The 19,873-nt window shown below is 72.8% G+C and carries 14 protein-coding genes and 1 other RNA gene; 5 read left to right on the top strand and 10 right to left on the bottom strand.

All coding sequences use genetic code 11. The features are described 5' to 3' along the window. Positions 1 to 86: 86 nt before the first annotated feature. The 6 genes from ACIP93_RS21750 to ftsE form a co-directional block, all read right to left on the bottom strand. Positions 87 to 953 (bottom strand): DUF2975 domain-containing protein, encoded by an 867-nt coding sequence (locus ACIP93_RS21750; RefSeq protein WP_345222454.1) that lies wholly within the window; start codon positions 951 to 953, stop codon positions 87 to 89. Positions 954 to 1,373: 420 nt separating this feature from the next. Continuing rightward, positions 1,374 to 1,743: a transfer-messenger RNA gene (gene ssrA, locus ACIP93_RS21745) on the bottom strand. Positions 1,744 to 1,873: 130 nt separating this feature from the next. Beyond that, positions 1,874 to 2,365 carry an SsrA-binding protein SmpB gene (gene smpB / locus ACIP93_RS21740; RefSeq protein ID WP_401761089.1) on the bottom strand — a complete coding sequence of 164 codons (492 nt, stop codon included), beginning with the start codon at positions 2,363 to 2,365 and terminating at the stop codon, positions 1,874 to 1,876. An 18-nt stretch (positions 2,366 to 2,383) separates the two neighbouring features. Next, positions 2,384 to 3,577 (bottom strand): S41 family peptidase, encoded by a 1,194-nt coding sequence (locus tag ACIP93_RS21735; protein WP_401761087.1) that lies wholly within the window; start codon positions 3,575 to 3,577, stop codon positions 2,384 to 2,386. Positions 3,578 to 3,665: 88 nt separating this feature from the next. Next, positions 3,666 to 4,586: a permease-like cell division protein FtsX gene (ftsX, locus tag ACIP93_RS21730; protein ID WP_345222449.1), complete on the bottom strand. Its 921-nt coding sequence runs from the start codon at positions 4,584 to 4,586 to the stop codon at positions 3,666 to 3,668. A 10-nt stretch (positions 4,587 to 4,596) separates the two neighbouring features. Beyond that, positions 4,597 to 5,286, bottom strand: a complete 690-nt coding sequence (ftsE, locus tag ACIP93_RS21725) for a cell division ATP-binding protein FtsE (RefSeq protein WP_189823941.1) — start codon at positions 5,284 to 5,286, stop codon at positions 4,597 to 4,599. A 329-nt stretch (positions 5,287 to 5,615) separates the two neighbouring features. Here ftsE and ACIP93_RS21720 point away from each other — a divergent pair, with 329 nt between their 5' ends. Continuing rightward, positions 5,616 to 5,810: a hypothetical protein gene (locus tag ACIP93_RS21720; protein WP_345222445.1), complete on the top strand. Its 195-nt coding sequence runs from the start codon at positions 5,616 to 5,618 to the stop codon at positions 5,808 to 5,810. A gap of 143 nt (positions 5,811 to 5,953) precedes the next feature. Here ACIP93_RS21720 and ACIP93_RS21715 read toward each other — a convergent pair whose 3' ends face one another. The 4 genes from ACIP93_RS21715 to ACIP93_RS21700 all read right to left on the bottom strand — a co-directional run bounded on the left by ACIP93_RS21715 (position 5,954) and on the right by ACIP93_RS21700 (position 11,649). Then, a complete protein-coding gene (locus tag ACIP93_RS21715) occupies positions 5,954 to 6,952 on the bottom strand; it encodes a hypothetical protein (RefSeq protein ID WP_401761086.1) in 999 nt (332 codons plus the stop codon). Between the two features lie 351 nt (positions 6,953 to 7,303). Continuing rightward, entirely contained in the window at positions 7,304 to 8,410 is a 1,107-nt protein-coding gene (prfB, locus tag ACIP93_RS21710; protein ID WP_345222441.1) for a peptide chain release factor 2, read from the bottom strand. Positions 8,411 to 8,476: 66 nt separating this feature from the next. Next, positions 8,477 to 9,718, bottom strand: a complete 1,242-nt coding sequence (locus ACIP93_RS21705; protein WP_401761084.1) for a serine/threonine-protein kinase — start codon at positions 9,716 to 9,718, stop codon at positions 8,477 to 8,479. 149 nt (positions 9,719 to 9,867) lie between these two features. After that, positions 9,868 to 11,649 (bottom strand): serine/threonine-protein kinase, encoded by a 1,782-nt coding sequence (locus ACIP93_RS21700; protein WP_401761082.1) that lies wholly within the window; start codon positions 11,647 to 11,649, stop codon positions 9,868 to 9,870. A gap of 578 nt (positions 11,650 to 12,227) precedes the next feature. Between ACIP93_RS21700 and ACIP93_RS21695 the strand changes: the two genes are divergently transcribed. The 4 genes from ACIP93_RS21695 to ACIP93_RS21680 all read left to right on the top strand — a co-directional run bounded on the left by ACIP93_RS21695 (position 12,228) and on the right by ACIP93_RS21680 (position 19,732). After that, positions 12,228 to 15,671, top strand: a complete 3,444-nt coding sequence (locus tag ACIP93_RS21695; protein ID WP_401761080.1) for an FHA domain-containing protein — start codon at positions 12,228 to 12,230, stop codon at positions 15,669 to 15,671. Between the two features lie 446 nt (positions 15,672 to 16,117). Next, positions 16,118 to 17,494 carry an ABC transporter substrate-binding protein gene (locus ACIP93_RS21690; protein WP_401761078.1) on the top strand — a complete coding sequence of 459 codons (1,377 nt, stop codon included), beginning with the start codon at positions 16,118 to 16,120 and terminating at the stop codon, positions 17,492 to 17,494. A 4-nt stretch (positions 17,495 to 17,498) separates the two neighbouring features. Next, a complete protein-coding gene (locus ACIP93_RS21685; RefSeq protein ID WP_380837353.1) occupies positions 17,499 to 18,854 on the top strand; it encodes a carbohydrate ABC transporter permease in 1,356 nt (451 codons plus the stop codon). Further along, the gene (locus ACIP93_RS21680) at positions 18,851 to 19,732 is read left to right on the top strand and encodes a carbohydrate ABC transporter permease (protein WP_345222429.1); all 882 of its coding nucleotides are present in this window, start codon (positions 18,851 to 18,853) and stop codon (positions 19,730 to 19,732) included. Before ACIP93_RS21685 ends, ACIP93_RS21680 begins: the two co-directional genes overlap by 4 nt. Positions 19,733 to 19,873: the final 141 nt, after the last annotated feature.

Genomic DNA, 19,873 nt, shown 5'->3' with positions numbered 1-19,873 from the left:
TGCGCGGCGTGCGTGCGCGCGCGGCGGAGCGGCGGGCGCCCTGGGAGGAACGCCTGCGAGGGTTGGACATCTACGTGCCGTGCCTTCTACTTCGCCGGATCGACCGGGTCAGGAACGTTGGGGTCGGTGGTGTTGCCTCCGGCGTCGGCGCCGCCCGGGGTGCCGCCGGGGTCGCCGCCGGGGGTTCCACCGGGAGTGCCGCCCGGAGTGCCGCCGGGGGTTCCACCGGGAGTGCCGCCCGGAGTGCCGCCGGGGGTTCCGCCGGGAGTGCCGCCCGGGGTGCCGCCGGGGTCGCCGCCCGGCGTGCCGCCGGGAGTGCCGCCCGGGGTGCCACCGGGCTGGTTGCCGCCCGGAGTGCCGCCGGGAGTGCCGCCCGGAGTGCCGCCGGGCTGGTTGCCGCCCGGCTTCTCGGGCTGGTCCTTGGCCGGGGGCTTCTTCGTGGGGTCCTTCGGGTCCTTGGGCTCGTCCTTCTTGGTGCCGCCGGCGGGGACCTTGCCGGTGGTGGCACCGGTGGTCTGCTGGGTGCCGTCGGGGACCTCGTTGCCGCTGACCGGCGGGACGCCGTCCGGTTTGGGCACGGACGGGGTGGGGTCGGGCTCGGACTTGACCTTCTCCGCGGTCTTGTCGGAGGCGAAGTCCGGTATCGGCAGCCCCGGGGCGAGGGAGTTGCCGCCGATGAGGGAGACGATGAGCATCGCGGCGTAACAGGCGCATATCGCGCCGAGCACCCAGCCGATCCTGCGGAGCTTCTTGCCGCGCCGGCCGCTCTCGTCGACGAAGACGGGACCGTCGGGGCTCTCCGTGGACAGCTCGGGCAGCGGCGGAGGGTCGTGCCGACGCTGGCCGAGGTGCGGCCCGACGGAGTCGAGCTGCATCGTCCGGTCGTCGGCGTTGCGTATCTGGCGTATCTGGCGGGTCTGCCCGGTCTGGGCACCCTCAGGAGTGTTCTTCACGGCTCTTCGCACATCCCCCACTGACTGGCTCATCGGTGGGCGCGCGCGACCAGCAGGATCCGTCATCGGCCCGGGCCCCCACCCGTCCAAGCGTCCCTATCACACTGCACCCGGACGTCGAATGTAGCGCACGCGGGTGACAGCACTTCTCGCGAGTGCACTCTTGTCACACATCAATGACATATCCCGAGCCGGAATGGATCGTTCCGAGTCCGATTAGACCCATTTACCCCCAATCTCTAGCGCAGATAAGACATCACGTGACGCATACGACAGGGCGTCCCCCGAGGACCTCGCGCCGCCCCCTATGGCGAGCCTCACGCGACCCCGCGCACCGCTCCGCGCCCGCCGGGCGGACCGGTCCGGACACGACGAAGGCCCGGCTGCCTCAAGCAGCCGGGCCTTCGCCTCACATGGGAACTGTGGAGATGGCGGGAATCGAACCCGCGTCCAACGGTGCAGAATCAGGGCTTCTCCGTGTGCAGTCTGCTGCGATTTTCTCGGCCCCGGAGATCACGCAGACAAGTCTCCGACGGGCTCAGTCACTGTTTGGTTTCCTCACCGTCCCCGTGACCGGGACGGTGAGTTTAGATCCCTTGATGATGCCAGGATCCGGGTCGGGATCACCCCCGGGCTGACACTTCGCAAGTCGCTACTTAGGCAGCGAGGGCGAAGGAATCGCGCTTGGTGTTGGCGATTATTGGTTGCGACATATGGTTTACGAGATCATTGCCGCTTCCTCGACACGCTTCCCCTGCTTCGACATCCGCTGTCGAAACCGATCATCCCCATGTTGATTTTTCAAGGTGCGCCCCTCACCAAGTGGGGTGCAGTAGCCATCGTACGTGACCGACGTCCGGCAAGGCCAGTCAATTCCCGCCGGGCGCGGGCCACCGGCGCCCGTACCCGCCGGACGCCCGCTACAGGTACCCGCGCTCCTTGCGCTTGACCGCCGCGATCGCGCGGTTCGTCTCCCGCGTGTCCTGCTTCTCGCGCAGCGTCTGCCGCTTGTCGTACTCCTTCTTGCCCTTGGCGAGCGCGATCTCGCACTTCACCCGGCCGTCCTTGAAGTACAGGGCGAGCGGAACGATCGTGTGGCCGCTCTCGCTCGACTTCGACTCCAGCTTGTCGATCTCCGCCCGGTGCATCAGCAGCTTGCGCTTGCGCCGTGCGGCGTGGTTGGTCCAGGTGCCCTGCGAGTACAGCGGGACGTGGATGTTGTGCAGCCAGGCCTCGCCGCCGTCGATCTGCACGAAGCCGTCCACCAGCGACGCCCTGCCGAGCCGCAGGGACTTCACCTCGGTGCCCATCAGCACGAGCCCGCACTCGTAGGTGTCGAGGACGGTGTAGTCGTGCCGGGCCTTCTTGTTCTGCGCGATGATCTTGCGCTTGGGGTCCTTTTCCTTTGCCATAGTGCGGTCATTTTCGCACTACGAGCCCCCCTGGAGGCCACTCAATACCGCCTCGGCCCGCTCCCGGGCCCGCTCGGTCTCCACCAGGTCGGGTGTGATGCCCCGGCCGTCCAGATCGCGCCCGGCGGGAGTGCGGTAGTGGCCGACGGTCAGTTCGGCGACCGAGCCGTCGGCGAGCCGGCGCGGCTTCTGCACCGAACCCTTGCCGAAGGTCCGCGAGCCGACGGTCAGCACCCGGCCCCGGTCCGCCAGCGCGCCCGTCACCAGCTCGGCGGCGCTCATCGTGCCGCCGTCGACGAGCACGACCAGCGGTCGCGCCAGGTCACCGCCGCGCTCGGCGTGCAGCGCCCGCTGCCTGCCGTGGTCCTCGTACGTCGCCACCAGCCCGCCGTCCAGGAAGGTGGCGGCCACGGTGACGGCCTCGTCGACCAGCCCGCCCTCGTTGCCGCGCAGGTCCAGCAGGACGCCCTTGCCCGCGGGGGCCCCGCGCACGGCCTCGCGCACCCGCTGCCCGGAGCCCCGGGTGAAGGACGTCACCTTGATCAGCACCGCTCCGTCGGCCAGGTTCTCCACGGTGACCGCGTCGGTGGGCAGGTTCGCCCGCCGCACCTCCTGCGTCCACACCTTCGCGCCCCGCTGGAGCGTGATGCGTACGGGGGTGCCCGCCGCGGCGCCCAGGCCGTCGCCGCGCAGCAGCGCGACCACCTCGGTGACCGGACGGCGGTCCACCGCCCGGCCGTCGATGCCGCGCAGCGCGTCCCCGCGCCGCAGGCCCGCCCGCGCGGCGGGGCCGCCGGGGCGCACCCGCTCGACCTGGACACGGCCGTCGGCGCACCGCTTGGCGACCAGGCCGACGCCCGTGTACTCGCCGTCCAGGGACTGCTCGAAGTCCTCGTACTCCGCCGGGCCGTAGACCGCGCCCCACCGGTCGCCGCTGCGGCTGACCGCCGCCTCGGCGGCCTTCTTGCCCGACTTGCCGTCGGCGACCGCGTCGGCCGCCGCGCGGGCCACCGCGTCCGCGGACGCCCGGGCGGCTTCGCCGCGGGACGCGTGCGCGGTGGCGGGCCGCACCGCGGAGGCGGGCTGCGGCTCGTCGTCGTACACCCATGGGCCGGTCATCGAGACGGTGGCCAGCGCCCCCGCGAAGACCAAGGTCAGGGCTGCCCCGCGGCACAGGCCGCGGGGCCGGATACCGAATTCCGGGCCTGGCATGGCGAGAAGTCTAGGACAAACGCCGTGCCCCGTACGGCGGGATGCCGTACGGGGCACGTGGTTCGGGGGGCGCCGGGAGGTGCCCGGGTTACACCTTCAAGTACTTCCGGAGCGCGAAGAACGCGGCGAGCGCCGGCATCAACAGGCTGATCGCCAGCACCAGCGGCAGCTTGGTGATCACCGCGTCCCAGCCGATGAACTGCACCAACTCCATCTTGTCGGCGAGCGCGAGGCCGTGGTCGATCAGGAAGTAGCGGCCGAGCACCAGCAGGACGCAGGCGAGCACGCCGCCGATGAGGCCGGCGACGGCGGCCTCCATGATGAACGGCGCCTGGATGTAGAAACTGGACGCGCCGACGAGCCGCATGATGCCGGTCTCGCGCCGCCTGCTGAACGCGGAGACCCGCACGGTGTTCACGATCAGCATCAGCGCGATGACGAGCATCAGCCCCATCAGGAAGAGCGCGGCGACGTTCATGCCGTTCATCAGCTCGAAGAGCTGGTCCAGGATGGAGCGTTGGTCCTCCACGGACTGCACGCCCGCCCTGCCCTGGAAGGCGGTGGCCACCACCTTGTACTTCTGCGGGTCCTTGAGCTTGACCCGGTAGGACTCCTGCATCTGGTCCGGCGTGATGACGTTCGCCATCGCGGTGTCGCCGAACTGCTCCTTGTAGTGCTTGAACGCCTGGTCGGCGTCCTCGTAGAAGACGCTCTCGACGACGTCCATCTTCTCCAGGTCGGCCTTGACCTGCTGCTTCTGCTCCGCCGTGACGGCGCCCTTGGCGCACTGCGGCACGCCGGTCTCGGCGTCGTTCTTGTTGCAGAAGTAGATGGAGATGTTGACCTTGTCGTACCAGAAGCTCTTCATCTCGCTGACCTGGTTGCGCATCAGCAGGGCACCGCCGAAGAGTGCCAGGGAGAGAGCGACGGAGACGATGACGGCGAAGGTCATCGTGAGGTTCCGGCGGAGACCGACACCGATCTCCGACAGGACGAACTGGGCGCGCATCGGCGTCCTTTCAGTGCTGGTAGCCGTAGACGCCGCGAGACTGGTCGCGTACGAGACGGCCCTTCTCGAGTTCGATGACGCGCTTGCGCATCTGGTCGACGATCTGCTGGTCGTGGGTCGCCATCACCACAGTGGTGCCGGTGCGGTTGATGCGGTCCAGCAGCTTCATGATGCCGACGGAGGTCTGCGGGTCGAGGTTGCCGGTCGGCTCGTCCGCGATCAGCAGCATCGGACGGTTGACGAAGGCCCGCGCGATGGCCACGCGCTGCTGCTCACCGCCGGAGAGCTCGCCGGGCATCCGGTCCTCCTTGCCGCCGAGGCCGACCAGGTCGAGCACCTGGGGGACGGCCTTGCGGATCTCGCCGCGCGGCTTGCCGATGACCTCTTGCGCGAAGGCGACGTTCTCGGCCACCGTCTTGTTGGGCAGGAGGCGGAAGTCCTGGAAGACGGTGCCGAGCTGGCGGCGCATCTGCGGCACCTTCCAGTTGGACAGGCGCGCGAGGTCCTTGCCCAGGACGTGCACCTGCCCCTGGCTGGCGCGCTCCTCGCGCAGCAGCAGCCGCAGGAAGGTGGACTTGCCGGAACCCGAGGAACCGACCAGGAAGACGAACTCGCCCTTCTCGACTTCCAGGGAGACGTCCCGCAGGGCGGGGCGGTTCTGCTTCGGGTAGGACTTGGACACGTTGTCGAATCGGATCACAGGTGCACCACGGTCGCCGGGAGTAGGTGTGCGTGACCATACGCGACCCGGCCCCGGCCGTGCAGGCTGCTTCCCCGCGATGAGGGGTTTGCTCCGGTTTGCGGAGCGGCGGCGGGTGACCGTGGGGTGTCCGGTGGTGCCCGTGGGTGTCTGCGGGTGCCCGTGGGCCGTCCCTTTGCACCCGGGCCGCGCACGTCGGGCGGGCGGCTGGCACAGTGGAGGGGAACGGATGCGTTTCCCCGTGCGTTAGGGGGAGAGAACGCGAAGTATTCGGGATGTGCATCCAGGTGGCGCGGAGTGTGCGGCCGGTGACCGGAGGAGGACAGCGCATGACCTATGACCGGTTGGTGTGCGCGAACTGCGCGGGGCCGGTGGCCGAGGGCCGCTGTGCGACCTGCCGGGCGAGCAGGCAGCGCCTGGAGCAGCGCGAGGGCCCGTTCGCTCAGCTCAATCCCGCGACGCTGCTGGCGCTGCTGGTGGTGCTGGTGGCGGCGATGGCCCTGCTGGCCCACCAGGCCGCGTAAGGGTTCGTACGGTACGGGAAGACACGAGGGAGAACGAGGGAGAGGGGCCCGGGGCGCTTGACGGCGTCCCGGGCCCCTCTCCTTCGTGCTGTCGCCCCGTGCGTACGGGCGGTGCTCCGCGCGCGTACGGCCGAGGGACGGATCTAGGCCGCGGGGGTGCGTCCGCCCAGGCGGGGCAGGAAGCGGAAGGCGACGCCGCCGGCGATCATCGTCGCGGCGCCGACCATGAGGAGCGTGGTGTCACCGGCGCCGGTGGCGGCCAGCTCGTCCTTCGGGGTGGCCTGCTCGACGGGCCGGTTGGCGACGGAGTCGACATCGAGGTTGTCACCGGTGCCGGTGCCCGTGCCGGCGTTGGTGCCGGTGCCCGTGCCCGCGTTGGTGCCGGTGCCCGTGCCCGCGTCGGTGCCGCTGCCGCCCGTGGTCGGGTCGGTGGGCGGTGTGGAGGGGTCCTCGCCGCCGGTGGTACCGCCGGTGGTGGGGGTCTCGCCCGTGGTGTTGCCGCCGGTGGGCTTGCCTTCCGTGGTGCCGCCCGTGGTGGGGGTGCCGCCGGTCGTGGTCGGGCCGCCGGCGGTGCTGCCACCGGTCGTGGTGGGTCCGCCGGTGGTGGGACCGCCCGTGGTGGGACCGCCGGCCGTGGTCGGGTCGCCCGTGGTGGGGCCGCCCGTCGTGGTGGGGCCGCCCGTGGTGGTCGGGTCGCCGGTGGTGGGACCGCCGGTCGTGGTCGGGCCGCCGGTGGTCGTGGGACCGCCCGTCGTGGTGGGACCACCGGTGGTGGGGCCGCCGGTCGTGGTCGGGCCGCCCGTGGTGGTGGGACCGCCCGTCGTGGTCGGGCCGCCGTTCGTGGTCGTGTTGCCGCCCGGGTCGGCGCCGCCCGCGGCGTTGCCTCCGGCCGTGGCCGGGTCGCCCGCGGCGTTCCCCCCGGCGGCGGCCGGGTCGCCCGCGGCGTTGCCGCCCGGGTCGGCCGCGTCGACGCCGGCGTCGGCCTGCACCACACCGGTGTCGAGCTGGACGCCGACCTTCTCCTTGGGCGCACCGCCGGATCCCGCGGCCTGGGCGACGCCCGCGACGGTCAGCGAGGCTCCGGCGGCGACCACCGCGCCTGCGGCGATCCGCGCGACACGCACCCGCATCTTGTTGGTCATCTGGTTGCTACCCCCAGTAGCTGGCGAGCTCTTGGAAATCGAGTCGTTGGAGCAGCCATGCAGGGGCAACGGCCTTGGCGGGGACGCCACTTCACCGGACCGCCCCTCAAGGGCCCGTCCACGGGCCCCCGTTCACACCCGCCCCAGACATACGCATGCTGCCCGCCACACTCCCCCAGCCGCGAGAAGGGCGTCAAGAACGTTCCGGGCGCGATGCCCGGTTATACGGGCACTTGCCCGGGAGATGCACACCGGGCTGTGACATGTACGGCGCCCGCCGCGCAACGCGCGAAGGCGCGAAGGCGCCGGACCCGTGCGGGCCCGGCGCCTTCGTCGGCGTTGTGCCGTCTCTTACTTCTCCTGCTGCTTGCGCCAGCGGATGCCGGCCTCCAGGAAGCCGTCGATCTCGCCGTCGAGGACCGCCTGCGGGTTGCCGACCTCGAACTCCGTGCGCAGGTCCTTGACCATCTGGTAGGGGTGCAGGACGTACGAACGCATCTGGTTGCCCCAGGAGTTGCCGCCGTCGCCCTTGAGGGCGTCCATGGCGGCCTGCTCCTCCTGGCGGCGGCGCTCGAGGAGCTTGGCCTGCAGGACGTTCATGGCGCTCGCCTTGTTCTGGATCTGGGAGCGCTCGTTCTGGCAGGAGACGACGATGCCGGTGGGGATGTGGGTCAGGCGCACCGCGGAGTCGGTGGTGTTGACGCCCTGGCCGCCGGGGCCGGACGCGCGGTAGACGTCCACGCGCAGTTCGGTCTCGTCGATGTCGATGTGGTCGGTCTTCTCGACCACCGGCAGGACCTCGACGCCCGCGAAGGAGGTCTGGCGGCGGCCCTGGTTGTCGAACGGGGAGATGCGCACCAGGCGGTGCGTGCCCTGCTCGACGGAGAGCGTGCCGTAGGCGTACGGCGCCTTCACCACGAAGGTGGTGGACTTGATGCCCGCCTCCTCCGCGTAGGAGGTCTCGTAGACCTCGGTGGCGTAGTTGTGCCGCTCGGCCCAGCGGAGGTACATGCGCTGGAGCCGCTCGGCGAAGTCGGACGCGTCGACGCCGCCGGCCTCGGCGCGGATGTTGACCAGCGCCTCGCGCTCGTCGTACTCGCCGGACAGGAGGGTGCGGACCTCCATCTCGTCCAGCGCCTTGCGCACGGAGACCAGCTCGTTCTCGGCCTCGGCGAGGGCGTCCGCGTCGTCCTCGTCGGCGGCGAGCTCGAACATGACCGCGACGTCGTCGATGCGGCCGCGCAGGGCCTCGGTCTTGCGGAGCTCGGCCTGGAGGTGGGAGAGCTTGCTCGTGATCTTCTGGGCGGCATCGGGGTCGTCCCAGAGGGACGGTGCCGCGGCCTGCTCTTCGAGCACGGCGATGTCGGCCCTCATCTTTTCGAGGTCCAGGACGGCCTCGATCGACCCCATGGTCGAGGAGAGGGACTTCAGCTCTTCGGATACATCGACGACTGCCACGTGCACCAGCCTAACGGGTACCGGCTCAGCCGTGCCCCGGGTCCCCGCGAAGGGTCCGGGCGCGGCTCAGGGCTGGGCCGGGGAGGAGTGCGTGGGCGGCGGCGCGGGGTCCTCGTCGGAGGAGGTGACGGCGAGCCAGCCGCCCACGCCGAGGGCCGCGAGGAGGGCGACCCCCGCCGTGGTCATGACGAGACGGCGGCGGCGCACCTCGGAGCGGTGCCGCGCGGAGCCGGGGCGCCGGTCGCCGGAGGCGCGGGGCACCCGGGCGGTGCCCAGCGGCCCGCCCGCCAGCTCGTCCGGCGCGGGCACGCGCATGGAGGTGTGGGTGTCGCGGTTGGAGGAGTCCAGGGACCCGCCGGGGACCAGCGGCACGGCCCCCTTGCGGCGCACCGGCTCCGGGGCGGGGGCCTCGTCCTCGTACGTCATCGAGACGGTCGGGACGGAGGCCTCCGACTCCGGCTCGTCCACGTCCAGCGGCGGCATCCCGGCCAGCGAGGGGAGCTGTTCACGCAGGCCGGCCGCCAGCTCGGAGGCGCGCAGCCGGGAGGCCGGGGCCTTGGCGAGGCACTGCACTATGAGCTGCCACAGCTCCTCCGGGATGCCCGGGAGGGGAACCACCGTCTCCGTGACGTGGCGGCGCAGCACGGCGCCCGGGTGGCCGCCGCCGAAGGGCGTGAAGCCCGCGAGGAGCTCGTACAGGACGGTCGCGAGCGCGTAGATGTCGACGGCGGCGCGCGGCGGCAGGCCCTCGACAATCTCGGGGGCCAGGTAGTCCGGCGTGCCGATGATCTTCGTGGCCCTGGTGCGGCGCGGGGTGTCGATGAGCTTGGCGACGCCGAAGTCCGTGAGGAGGGCGGGGTGCGCGCCGCCGGGGCCGAGCGGTCCCTGCATGTCCAGGAGCACGTTCTCGGGCTTGACGTCGCGGTGCACGATCTGGGCGGCGTGCGCGGCGGCCAGGCCGTCCGCGATGTCGATGGCGATGGCGACGGCCGCCTCGGGGGCGAGCCTGCGCTCGCGGTCCAGGCGGGTGCGCAGGTCGGTTCCCCGTACGAGGTCCATGACGAGGGCGAGGTCGTTGCCGTCGACGACGAGGTCGCGCACCGAGACCACATGGGGGTGGTCCAGCTTGAGCAGGGCGGTGCGCTCCTGGACGAAGCGGCCGACCAGCTCCTGGTCGGAGGCGAGGTCTTCGCGCAGCATCTTGATGGCGACGGGCCCCTCGGGTCCCTCGCCGAGCCACACCGTGCCCGCGCTGCCTCGCCCGAGGATCTGGTGGGCGGTGTACCGGCTGCCGATTTTCCGTGCCAAGACTGCTCCCTCAGCGGCTGGCGTCGGTCCTCAAAGTACGCCGCCGACGAGGCGTTGAGTGCACAGGATGGCCCCTGTACGACGTCATTCCGTACTTCCGGGGACGAAACGCACCCCGGAAGTCGACATGTCTCCTTGCTCACCGCCCCTCAGGGCGTGGAGCCACCGAGGTCGTTGAAGAACTTCACGGCGCTGTCCCACCAGTCGCCGAGCTGCGCGAAGAAGCCCTTCGTGGTGCCGATCCACTCCTGGAGCGGGGTCAGCTCCCAGATCAGCCAGGCCGCGACGAACAGCAGCACGACGGTGAACAGACAGCCCTTGAGGCAGCCGAGCCCCGGGATGCGCATCGGGTTGGCGCTGCGCCGGCGCGGCTCCCTCGGCGGGCGCGGCTCGCGCGGGGCGGGCGCGGCCGGGGCCGGAGCCGGGGGCTGCTGCGGCTGCGGCGCGTACCGCTGCTGTTGCTGCTGCGGGGGCGGCGCCTGGGGCCGGCGGCGCTGGGGGGCGTGGTTCTGCTGCGGCTGGGGGCGCTGCGGCGGACGCTGCTGGGGCTGCTGCTGCGGGTAGCCGTAACCGCCCTGGTTCTGCTGTCCGTACGGACCCTGCTGGCCCTGTCCCTGGCCCTGTCCCTGGCCGTACTGCCCCTGGCCCTGGCCGTACTGTCCCTGGCCCTGCCGGTCGCGCTGCGGCTGGCGCTGGGGGCGGCGGCGCAGCGGGTCCTGGTCCGGGTCCAGGTACTGCATCTGCGTCTGCTCGTTGCGGTCGCGGGCGGCGCGCAGCTGGCTCTGCCAGGGGTGCGGGTCCTCGGGTCCGGCGCCGGCCGGGGCGCCCGCCGGGCGCGGCGGCACCGGGGGCATGACGGCGGTGGGGTCGGCGCCGCCGTGCGGGCCGCCGGGAGCGCCGGTGGAGGGCAGCACGCTGGTGGCGGCGCCCGGGTCGTACGAGCCCGCGTTGCTCGGCAGCACCTGCGTCGGCTCCGCGTCGCCGGACGCGCCGGCCCCGGTGTCGGGGACGGGCGCCGGGGCCGGGTCCGGGGCGAGCAGGGCGCCCACGCCCAGGGCCGCCTCGACCTGGGCGGAGGTGGAGTGCACCCCGATGCCGGCGGCGACGACGCGCAGGGCGCGGGCCAGGTTCTCGGCGCTGGGACGCTCGTCGGGCTCCTTGCGCAGGCAGCGCTCGATGACCGTCCACAGGGGCTCGGGGACGGTGCTGGGACGCCGGGGCTCCTCGCTCAGGTGCCGGTGCAGCACCTCCAGGGCGGTGCCGCCCGCGAACGGCGGCCGGCCGGTGACCAGCTCGTACAGCAGGATGCCCGCGCCGTAGATGTCGACGGCGGAGGTCTGCGGGCGGCCCTCGGCGGACTCGGGCGCGACGTAGGCGGGGGTGCCGACGAACTCGTGGGTGCGGGTGAGGCCCGGGGAGTCGGCGAGGCGGGCGATGCCGAAGTCGGTGAGCATCGGGTGCATCGCGCCGTCGCGCTCGTCCAGGAGCACGTTCGCGGGCTTCAGGTCGCGGTGCACGACGCCGTCCGCGTGGCTGGCGGCGAGCGCGTCGGCGATCTGCGCGGTGAGCAGGGAGGCGGCGACGGGGGTGAGGGGGCCGTTGTCGCGGAGGTAGCGGTGCAGGTCGGGACCGTCGATCAGGTCCATGACCAGGGCGAGGAGGTCGCCCTCCACGACGAGGTCGCGGGTGCGCACGATGTTGGGGTGGGTGAGCCGCAGGAGCACGGAGCGCTCGCGCAGGAAGCGCATCACCACGTCCGCGTCGTTCGCGAGCTCCTCCTTGAGGACCTTGATCGCGACGGTCTCTCCGGGCTGGCCCGCGACGGCCGCCTCGGCGCCCGCCGTCTCCCGCTGGCGGGCGCGCCAGACGGTGCCCGTGGCGCCGCGCCCGAGCGGCTGCTCAAGCAGGTACTTACTGCCTACCGGCCGCACGTCATGCACTCCCTGCTGGTCGGTGACTGACCTGATCGTGGTTCCTGTGCGGGCCGCCGGTGTTCCGGCCGCCCGGCCTTCCGCTTTTCTGGTTGCCCAACTGTAGTGCCGCCGAACGGGGCACCGGCCGAACACGCGTCGCGTCCGTCGGATCGGGGGCGGAAGTCGCTCCGTACACGTGTTCCCGGGAAAGACGCGCCCGCCGGGCCGATGGTTGCCGCACGCCCGTGCGGGGTGCGTCACCGCCGTTCGGCGGGCCGCCCCGGCCGCGTGGACCGGGCTCCGCGCACCCTGTCCGAGCATGCCCCATACAGGCTCTTTTGCGCCCACAGCCGACCATTCAAGATCACTTGGGGGCGGGCGGCGGGCAGGTTGTCAGTGGCAGGTGCGAGGATGCCATCAGCACAGACCTCTGGGGTACGCGAGGGCGCACCAAGCCCTCAACACCCCACGGTGGGTGCCGACCTGTACCGGACGACGCGTCCGCGCCGGGTGGGGGGACCTCGCGGGGGCGGCGGATTGCGCGGCTTCCCGGCGGCCCTTCGCCGGCGCTTCGCGCAGAAGGGACCGCTGACGCGATGCAGATCCGGCTGACCGTCCTCGCGCCGCGCAGCGGCCAGAGCAGAACCGCCCCGCAGGGCGCCCCCGCGCCGGGAGCACCCGGAGCGCCGGCGGCGTCCGGAGCGCGGGTGCCGGGTGCGCCGGTGCCGGGATCCCCGGTGCCCGGAGCCGGCCCGGCGGTCTGCGACGTGCTCGTCACCGCCCCCGCCGGGACCGCGCTGGCCGCCGTCGCCTCCGGGCTCGCGGCCGCCGTGCAGGGGCCGGGCGGCCCGGAGACCACGGGCGCGGTGGTGGTGTACGCCGGGCGCGAGCGCCTGGACGCGCAACGGTGCGCCCTGGGCGAGCCGCCGCTGGTCGACGGGGCGGTGCTCTCCCTCCAGGCGCCCGCCGACGAGGACGCCCCCGAGCTGTCCGACCTCACGCAGCTCCAGGTGGTGGCGGGCCCCGACGCGGGCGGCGTGCACCTGTTGCACGGCGGGCCGATCCGGGTCGGCCGCTCCGCCGACGCGGACGTGCCGCTGGACGACCCGGACGTGTCCCGGCTGCACTGCACGGTGACGCTCGCCGAGGACGGCCGGGTCACCGTCGCCGACCTCGGCTCCACCAACGGCACGACGCTGGACGGCCGCGAGGTCGGCCGCCGGGACGTACGACTGGCCCCCGGCGCGCTGCTGCGGGTCGGCGAGTCCGCCCTGCGGCTCGCCCCGCCGGGCGCGCACGGCGGGGCGCTGCCCACCGCCCCGGACGGCGAGGGCCACCTGCGGGTGCCGCGCACCCCGCCCGCCCCGGCCGCCGGCGCGGCCGCCGGGCGGTACGGGGGCGGCGCCCCGCACCACCGGGTCAGCGGGCGGCCCCCGGCCGACGCGGCCCCGCCGCAGGCCGCGGTGCCCGCGCAGGGGGCGTACGGGCACGCGGGAAGCACCCCTGCCCCCGGACCGTACGACCACCACAACGACACCCCCGGCGGCCCCGGTGCCCCCGGCGGTCACGGCGACGCCTCCCGGCACACCGCGCCCGCCCCCCGGTCTTCCGCCCCCCACCAGGGCCGGAGCCCCTTCGCCGACGCGCCCGACCGGACGCACGGCGCGGGACGCGTCATCGACAGCGGCGACCGCACGGCCCGGGGCGGGCCGGAGGCCCAGGCCCGCCAGGAGGAACCGCGCAGGCGCGGCGGGATAGGGGGCTGGGCCCGCCGCCTGGCCGGGGGCCGGGAGGCGACGCACGACTACGCGGACGAGCCGCCCGCCCCGACGGCTCCGCACGCCCCGGCCGCCGCCCCCGCGCAGCCCGCGCCCGTCCCCGCCCACGCCGTGCCCGACCCCTGGCCGGACGCGGCGGCGCTGCTGCTGACCGCGCTCCAGCCGGGCCCCCGGTTGTGGGAGCGCGGGCCCGCGCACCCCGAGGCGCTGGTGGTGCGCCTGGGCACCGCCGACCGGCCGGCGCCCGACGGCGCGGGGCTGCTGCCGTCGGTGCCGGTGACGGTGAGCCTCAAGGAGGCGGGTTCGCTGGGGCTCGCGGGGCCCCGGGCACGGCTGGCCGGGCTGGCGCGTTCGGTGGTGGCGCAGTTGGCCGCGCTGCACTCCCCCACCGACCTGGAGATCGTGCTGATCAGCGCGGACCGCTCCCGGCCCGACGAGGAGCGGACCCGCGAGTGGGGCTGGCTGGGCTGGCTGCCGCATCTGCGCCCGGCGCACGGGCAGGACTGCCGGCTGCTGCTGGCCTACGACCGCGACCAGGCGGCCGCGCGGGTGGCCGAGTTGGCGCGACGTACGGAGGAGGGGCCGCTGGAGGCGGACGCGCCGCGCACGGTGGTGGTCATGGACGGCGACCCCGGTTCGGCGGGGCTGCGCGAGGCCGCCGCCCGGCTCGCGGCACACGGCGCGGCGCACGGCATCCACGTGCTGTGCCTGGCCGAGACCCCGGCGGCGTCCCCGCTGTCGCCGGTGGAGACCACGTACGACCTGGCGTGCGCGAGCGCGCCCGCGTTCCGCGAGTGCGGGGCGGTGGCGCTGCTGAGCGGCGACGTGGCCACGGCGGTGCGGGTGCTGCGCACGGCGGGCGGGCGCAGCGCCGGGCACGGGACGCTGGGCGCGGTGGACGCGGTCTCGGCGGCCTGGGCGGAGCGCTTCGCGCGGGCGCTGACCCCGCTGCGCACGGACGCCGCCGACCTCGGGCCCGGCGGGCCGCCGGGGCAGGGGCGGGCCGCGGGGCGGTTGTCAGCGGCGACGCTGCCGCCGACGTCGCGGCTGCTGGACGAGCTGGGGCTGGCCAGGGCGACCCCCGCGTCCCTGATGGCGCGGTGGGCGGCGGCGGCCGACGACGAGCAGGTCCCCGGGGCGACGCGGGCCTGGGCGGTGCTGGGCGCGGGTCCGCGCGGGCCGGTCTGCGCGGACCTGGCGCTGGACGGGCCGCACCTGCTGGTCGAGGGCCCGGCGGGCAGCGGCCGCACCGAACTGCTGCGTTCGGCGGCGGCCTCCCTCGCGGCGGCCGCCCGGCCGGACCGGCTGGGGCTGATCCTGGTCGACGGGGCGGGCGGCGAGCGCGGCGAGGGCCTGCGGCCCTGCACCGAACTGCCGCACGTCTCGACGCACTTGGTGGCCTCGGACCCGGTGCGGATGCGGGAGTTCGCGCAGGCCCTGGGCGCGGAGCTGAAGCGCCGCGAGGAGGTGCTGGGCGGGCTGGACTTCGCGGACCGGCACGCCGGGCGGGGCCCGGAGCAGGCGGTGCCGACCGTGCCGGCGGCGCGCGCGCAGGGGACGGCGCAGGCCCCCGTGCGCCCCGGTCAGCAGGAACCCCACATCGGCGCGCAGCGCACCGGCGCCGGTGACATAGAGGCCCCGAGCACCGGGACGCTGCGGCTGCGGCCCGCCGCCGTGCGGGAACGGGAACGGCAGGCGCGGCAGGCCGAGGGCGGGCCGTCCGTACTGCCCCGGCTGGTGGTGCTGGTCGACGACTTCGACGCGCTGGTCGCGCCCGCGCTGGGCAGTACGGGGCGGCCTTCGGCGGGATCCGTGGTGCGGGCCCTGGAGGCGGTCGCCCGGCACGGGGAGCGGCTCGGGGTGCACCTGGTGGCGGCCTCGGCACGCCCGGACCGCACGGCGGACACCGAACTGGCCCGCGGCGAGCGGCTGTTGCGGGTGGTCCTCGACCCGCCGCCCGCCGCGCCCGCGCCCGAGGAGCCCGCGCCGGGGCGGGGCCGGCTGCTGTACCCGGACGGTTCGGTGACGCCGTTCCAGGGCGGCCGGGTCACGGGCCGCATTCCGCGCACGGCGACGCAGCGGCCGACCGTGGTGCCGCTGGAGTGGGAGCGGATGGGCGACCCGCCGGCCCGTCGCCCGGTGCGCGAGCTGGGCAACGGGCCGACCGACCTGGCACTGCTGGCCAGCGCCCTGGACCGGGCCGCGCGCACGGTCAACGCCCCGTCACTGCCGCCGCTGGCGTCCCCGCAGGGGGCCCGCTGACCGGAGCACAGGACGGTACGCGCGCCCCCGGGCCCGGAGCAGCGCACGGGCGGGGGGCCGCGACTCCCGCGTTTCCGGCGGACCGTGCGCATGTACCGGGGAACCCCGGGCATCCGCCGTGCGGGCGCCGAGCCCCTTTGCGTTCCCGTCGACGGCCCCGAAGCCGTCCTCTTCGTACCCCGGAAAATTTCCGAAGCCCTCCGCCGTACCCCCGCAGTCCCTTCTCCGCACATCCGCACCACAGGCGAAGCGCACGTCACGAGGCCACAACGAAAGCCGAGTTGACACCGAAGGCACTATTGCGGGCCACCACCGCCGGGCGTAGGACTGACCCACGGGAAAGAAGTCCACGGGACAGTGAAAGAGCGGCGCTCGGCCGGTCGTACGTGCACGGGAGAGACGGGGCGGTAATGCGCACAACTCTGCACCAGCGGAAACAGCGAGGCATGTTCACAGGTCCGCGGCGACAGCGGACCCGGCGGATCCTTCTCGCCGCGGCGACGGCGGGCGCACTGGCCCTGACCGGCTGCGGCGGCGACGGCGGCGCCACGAAGGACCCGAAGGAGTCGGGCGGCACGGGAGCCCAGCAGCCGCCCGCCGACGCGCTGAAGCTCCCCGACCTCAAGGGCCAGAAACTCCAGGTCATCGCCGTGTGGACGGGCGCCGAGGCGGAGAACTTCCAGAAGGTGCTCAAGGAGTTCGAGAAGCGCACCGGCGCGACCGTCAGCTACGTGCCGACCCAGGACGCCATGCTGACCTACCTCGGCTCGAAGATCTCCGGCGGCACTCCCCCGGACGTCGCGCTGCTCCAGCAGCCGGGCGCGCTCAAGCAGGCCGTCGCGAACAAGTGGCTCAAGCCCGTCGACGCGGGCACCCAGGCCCAGTTGGACAAGAACTACTCCAAGGGCTGGAAGGACATCGCGGCCGTCGACGGCACCCAGTACGGGGTGTACTACAAGGCCGCGAACAAGTCGCTGATCTGGTACAACACCAAGGCCTTCGAGGACGCGGGGGCCGCCGAGCCGAAGACCTGGAAGGACTTCCTGGCGACGGCCGAGACCATCTCCCAGTCGGGTGTCACCCCGGTCTCGGTGGGCGGCTCGGACGGCTGGACGCTCACCGACTGGTTCGAGAACATCTACCTCTCGCAGGCGGGCCCGGAGAAGTACGACCAGCTCGCCCAGCACAAGATCAAGTGGACCGACCCGTCCGTGAAGGACGCGCTGACCACCATGGCGGAGCTCTTCGGCAAGGAGAACTACCTGGTCGGCGGCTCGAAGGGGGCCGTGGGCACGGCGTTCCCGAAGTCGGTGGAAAACACCTTCGCCGGTGACGCCCCCAAGGGCGCGATGGTCTTCGAGGGCGACTTCGTGGCCGTCAACATCGAGCAGGCGAAGGCGAAGCTGGGCACGGACGCCAAGGTGTTCCCCTTCCCGGCGGTCGGCGCCAAGTCCCCGGTGGTGACCGGCGGCGACGTCGCGGTGGCGCTGAAGGACACCCCGGCGACGAAGGCCCTGATGACCTTCCTGGCCTCCACCGACTCGGCGAAGATCTCGGCGGGCGCGGGCGGCTTCATCTCGCCGAACAAGTCGGTGGACATGTCGGCGTACCCCAACGACACCCTGCGCGACATCGCCAAGGCCCTGATCGGCGCGGGCGACGACTTCCGCTTCGACATGTCCGACCAGGCGCCGCAGTCGTTCGGCGGCACGCCCGGCAAGGGCGAGTGGAAGATCCTCCAGGACTTCGTGCGCAACCCGAAGGACATCGCGGGTACGCAGGCGAAGCTGGAGACCGAAGCGGCCGCCGCGTACAAGAACTGACGCCGTGAAAGCAGCGACAGCGGGGGGCGCGGCGAGCGTGACGCCGCCCCCCGCCACTTCCGGCAAACGCAAGAGCGTGACCGGCACACGCAGAATCATCGCGTTCGGCTTCCTGCTGCCCGCGCTGATCCTGCTGGGCGCGCTCGTGGTCTACCCGATCGGGTTCTCCGTCTACCGCAGCTTCTTCGACAAGGCCGGCACCGGCTTCGCCGGTCTCGACAACTACGTCCGCCTCTTCACCGACGACACCATCCTGACCGCGATCAAGAACAACCTGATCTGGGTGGTCGTCGCCCCGACGGTCGCCACCGCCCTCGGACTGATCTTCGCGGTGCTCACCGAACGGGTGCGCTGGGGAACGGCGTTCAAGCTGATCGTCTTCATGCCGATGGCGATCTCGATGCTCGCCTCGGGCATCATCTTCCGGCTGGTGTACGAGCAGGACCCGGACCGGGGCGTGGCCAACGCGGTGTGGGTGGGCGTCCACGACACCTTCGCCGAGTCCTCCACCTATCCCAGGGCCCGTCCGCTGCCGGTGCATCCGCTGAAGGCCGCCGGCGGCGGCGCGTACGTCACCAAGGAGCCGGTACGGCTCGGACAGCAGGTCAACCTGCCGCTGATCGGCGTCGCCCCGGCCCAGATGCCGAAGGACGCGCAGCTCGCGAAGGCTCCCGCGACCGCGCCCGACCGGGTCACCGGCACGGCGTGGCTGGACTTCACGCGCGGTGGCGGCGGCAAGCCGAACGTCATCGACAGCAAGGAGTCCGGGCTGGGCGGACTGACGATCGAGGCGGTCAAGGACGGCAGGGTCGTCGACTCCACCAAGGCGGCGGCGGACGGCACCTTCTCGCTCTCCGCGAAGGCCGACGGCGCCGAACTGCGCCTGCCCGCGAGCAACTTCCGTGAGCAGTACAACGGCGTCGACTGGCTCGGGCCGAACGTGGTGACCCCGGCCATCATCGGTTCGTACGTGTGGATGTGGGCCGGATTCGCGATGGTGCTGATCGCGGCGGGACTCGCGAGTCTGCCGCGTGAACTGCTGGAGGCGGCGCGGGTCGACGGGGCGAACGAGTGGCAGGTGTTCCGCAGGATCACCGTGCCGCTGCTGGCCCCCGTGCTCGCGGTGGTCACCGTCACGCTGATGATCAACGTCCTGAAGATCTTCGACCTGGTGTTCATCATCGCGCCCGGCAACTCGCTGGACGACGCGAACGTCCTCGCCCTGCAGCTGTACCAGTCGTCGTTCGGCACCGACGCGGACCTCGGCATCGGCAGTGCCATCGCGGTGTTCCTGCTGCTGCTGGTGATCCCGGTGATGCTCTTCAACATCCGTCGTATGCGGAAGGAGCAGGGCCGATGACGCACTCCACGGACATCGTCAGGGCGAAGCGGTCCCCCGCGGCGCGGATCGCGGCGGCGGCCGGCGGCGGGGTGATGCGGGTCTTCCTGATCGTGGTCGGGCTGTTCTGGCTGATGCCGACGATCGGGCTGCTGATCTCCTCGCTGCGCGACCCGGCGGACATCGCGGCGAGCGGGTGGTGGCAGGTCTTCACCAAGCCCGCCGAGCTGACCGTCCAGAACTACTCGTCGATCCTGCAGAACGAGACCGTCCTCAACTCCCTGCTCAGCACGGCCCTGATCACCGTTCCGGCGACGGTGCTGGTGGTGGTGATCGGCGCGCTCGCCGGGTACGCGTTCGCGTGGATGGACTTCCCCGGCCGCGACTGGTGGTTCATGGTGGTCGTGGGACTGCTGGTGGTGCCGGTGCAGGTGGCACTCGTGCCGGTGGCGAAGCTGTTCGGCGTGGTCGGCATCTTCGAGACGACCTTCGGGGTCGTCCTCTTCCACGTCGCCTTCGGCCTCCCCTTCGCGATCTTCCTGCTGCGGAACTTCTTCGCGGAGATCCCGCGTGAACTCCTGGAGGCGGCACGGCTCGACGGGGCGGGCGAGATCAGGCTGTTCACGCGGGTGGTCATGCCGCTGGGCGGCCCGGCGATCGCGTCGCTGGGGATCTTCCAGTTCCTGTGGGTGTGGAACGACATGCTGATCGCGCTGATCTTCGCGGACGCCACGAATCCGCCGATCACGGTGGCGTTGCAGCAGCAGGTCCGCCAGTTCGGCAACAACATCGACGTGCTGGCGCCGGGCGCCTTCGTGTCGATGGTCATCCCGCTGATCGTCTTCTTCGCCTTCCAGAAGCAGTTCGTGTCGGGGGTGATGGCGGGAGCGGTGAAGTAGGGCACGGCAAGTACGCGTGTGACAGGGGTGGTTCGGCCTTCGCGGCCGAACCACCCTTCTGTGTCAGCCCCTTGAGGCGGAAGAACCACCCGTTCGTGTCGGCTCCGGTGGAAAGTTCCCCCGTATGCCGCATCCGGCGTA

This window comes from Streptomyces sp. NPDC088745, from assembly GCF_044751045.1.
GTDB classification, from domain to species: domain Bacteria; phylum Actinomycetota; class Actinomycetes; order Streptomycetales; family Streptomycetaceae; genus Streptomyces; species Streptomyces cremeus.
This window is presented reverse-complemented; position numbering and strand designations above follow the sequence as displayed.

What these genes read in the sequence shown, in the direction of transcription:
- ACIP93_RS21720 (WP_345222445.1), top strand. Translation starts at nt 5,616, where the DNA reads ATGACCTATGACCGGTTGGTGTGCGCGAACTGCGCGGGGCCGGTGGCC.
- ACIP93_RS21690 (WP_401761078.1), top strand. Translation starts at nt 16,118, where the DNA reads ATGTTCACAGGTCCGCGGCGACAGCGGACCCGGCGGATCCTTCTCGCC.
- smpB (WP_401761089.1), bottom strand. Translation starts at nt 2,365, where the DNA reads ATGGCAAAGGAAAAGGACCCCAAGCGCAAGATCATCGCGCAGAACAAG.
- ftsX (WP_345222449.1), bottom strand. Translation starts at nt 4,586, where the DNA reads ATGCGCGCCCAGTTCGTCCTGTCGGAGATCGGTGTCGGTCTCCGCCGG.
- ACIP93_RS21680 (WP_345222429.1), top strand. Translation starts at nt 18,851, where the DNA reads ATGACGCACTCCACGGACATCGTCAGGGCGAAGCGGTCCCCCGCGGCG.
- ACIP93_RS21695 (WP_401761080.1), top strand. Translation starts at nt 12,228, where the DNA reads ATGCAGATCCGGCTGACCGTCCTCGCGCCGCGCAGCGGCCAGAGCAGA.
- ACIP93_RS21735 (WP_401761087.1), bottom strand. Translation starts at nt 3,577, where the DNA reads ATGCCAGGCCCGGAATTCGGTATCCGGCCCCGCGGCCTGTGCCGCGGG.
- ACIP93_RS21715 (WP_401761086.1), bottom strand. Translation starts at nt 6,952, where the DNA reads ATGACCAACAAGATGCGGGTGCGTGTCGCGCGGATCGCCGCAGGCGCG.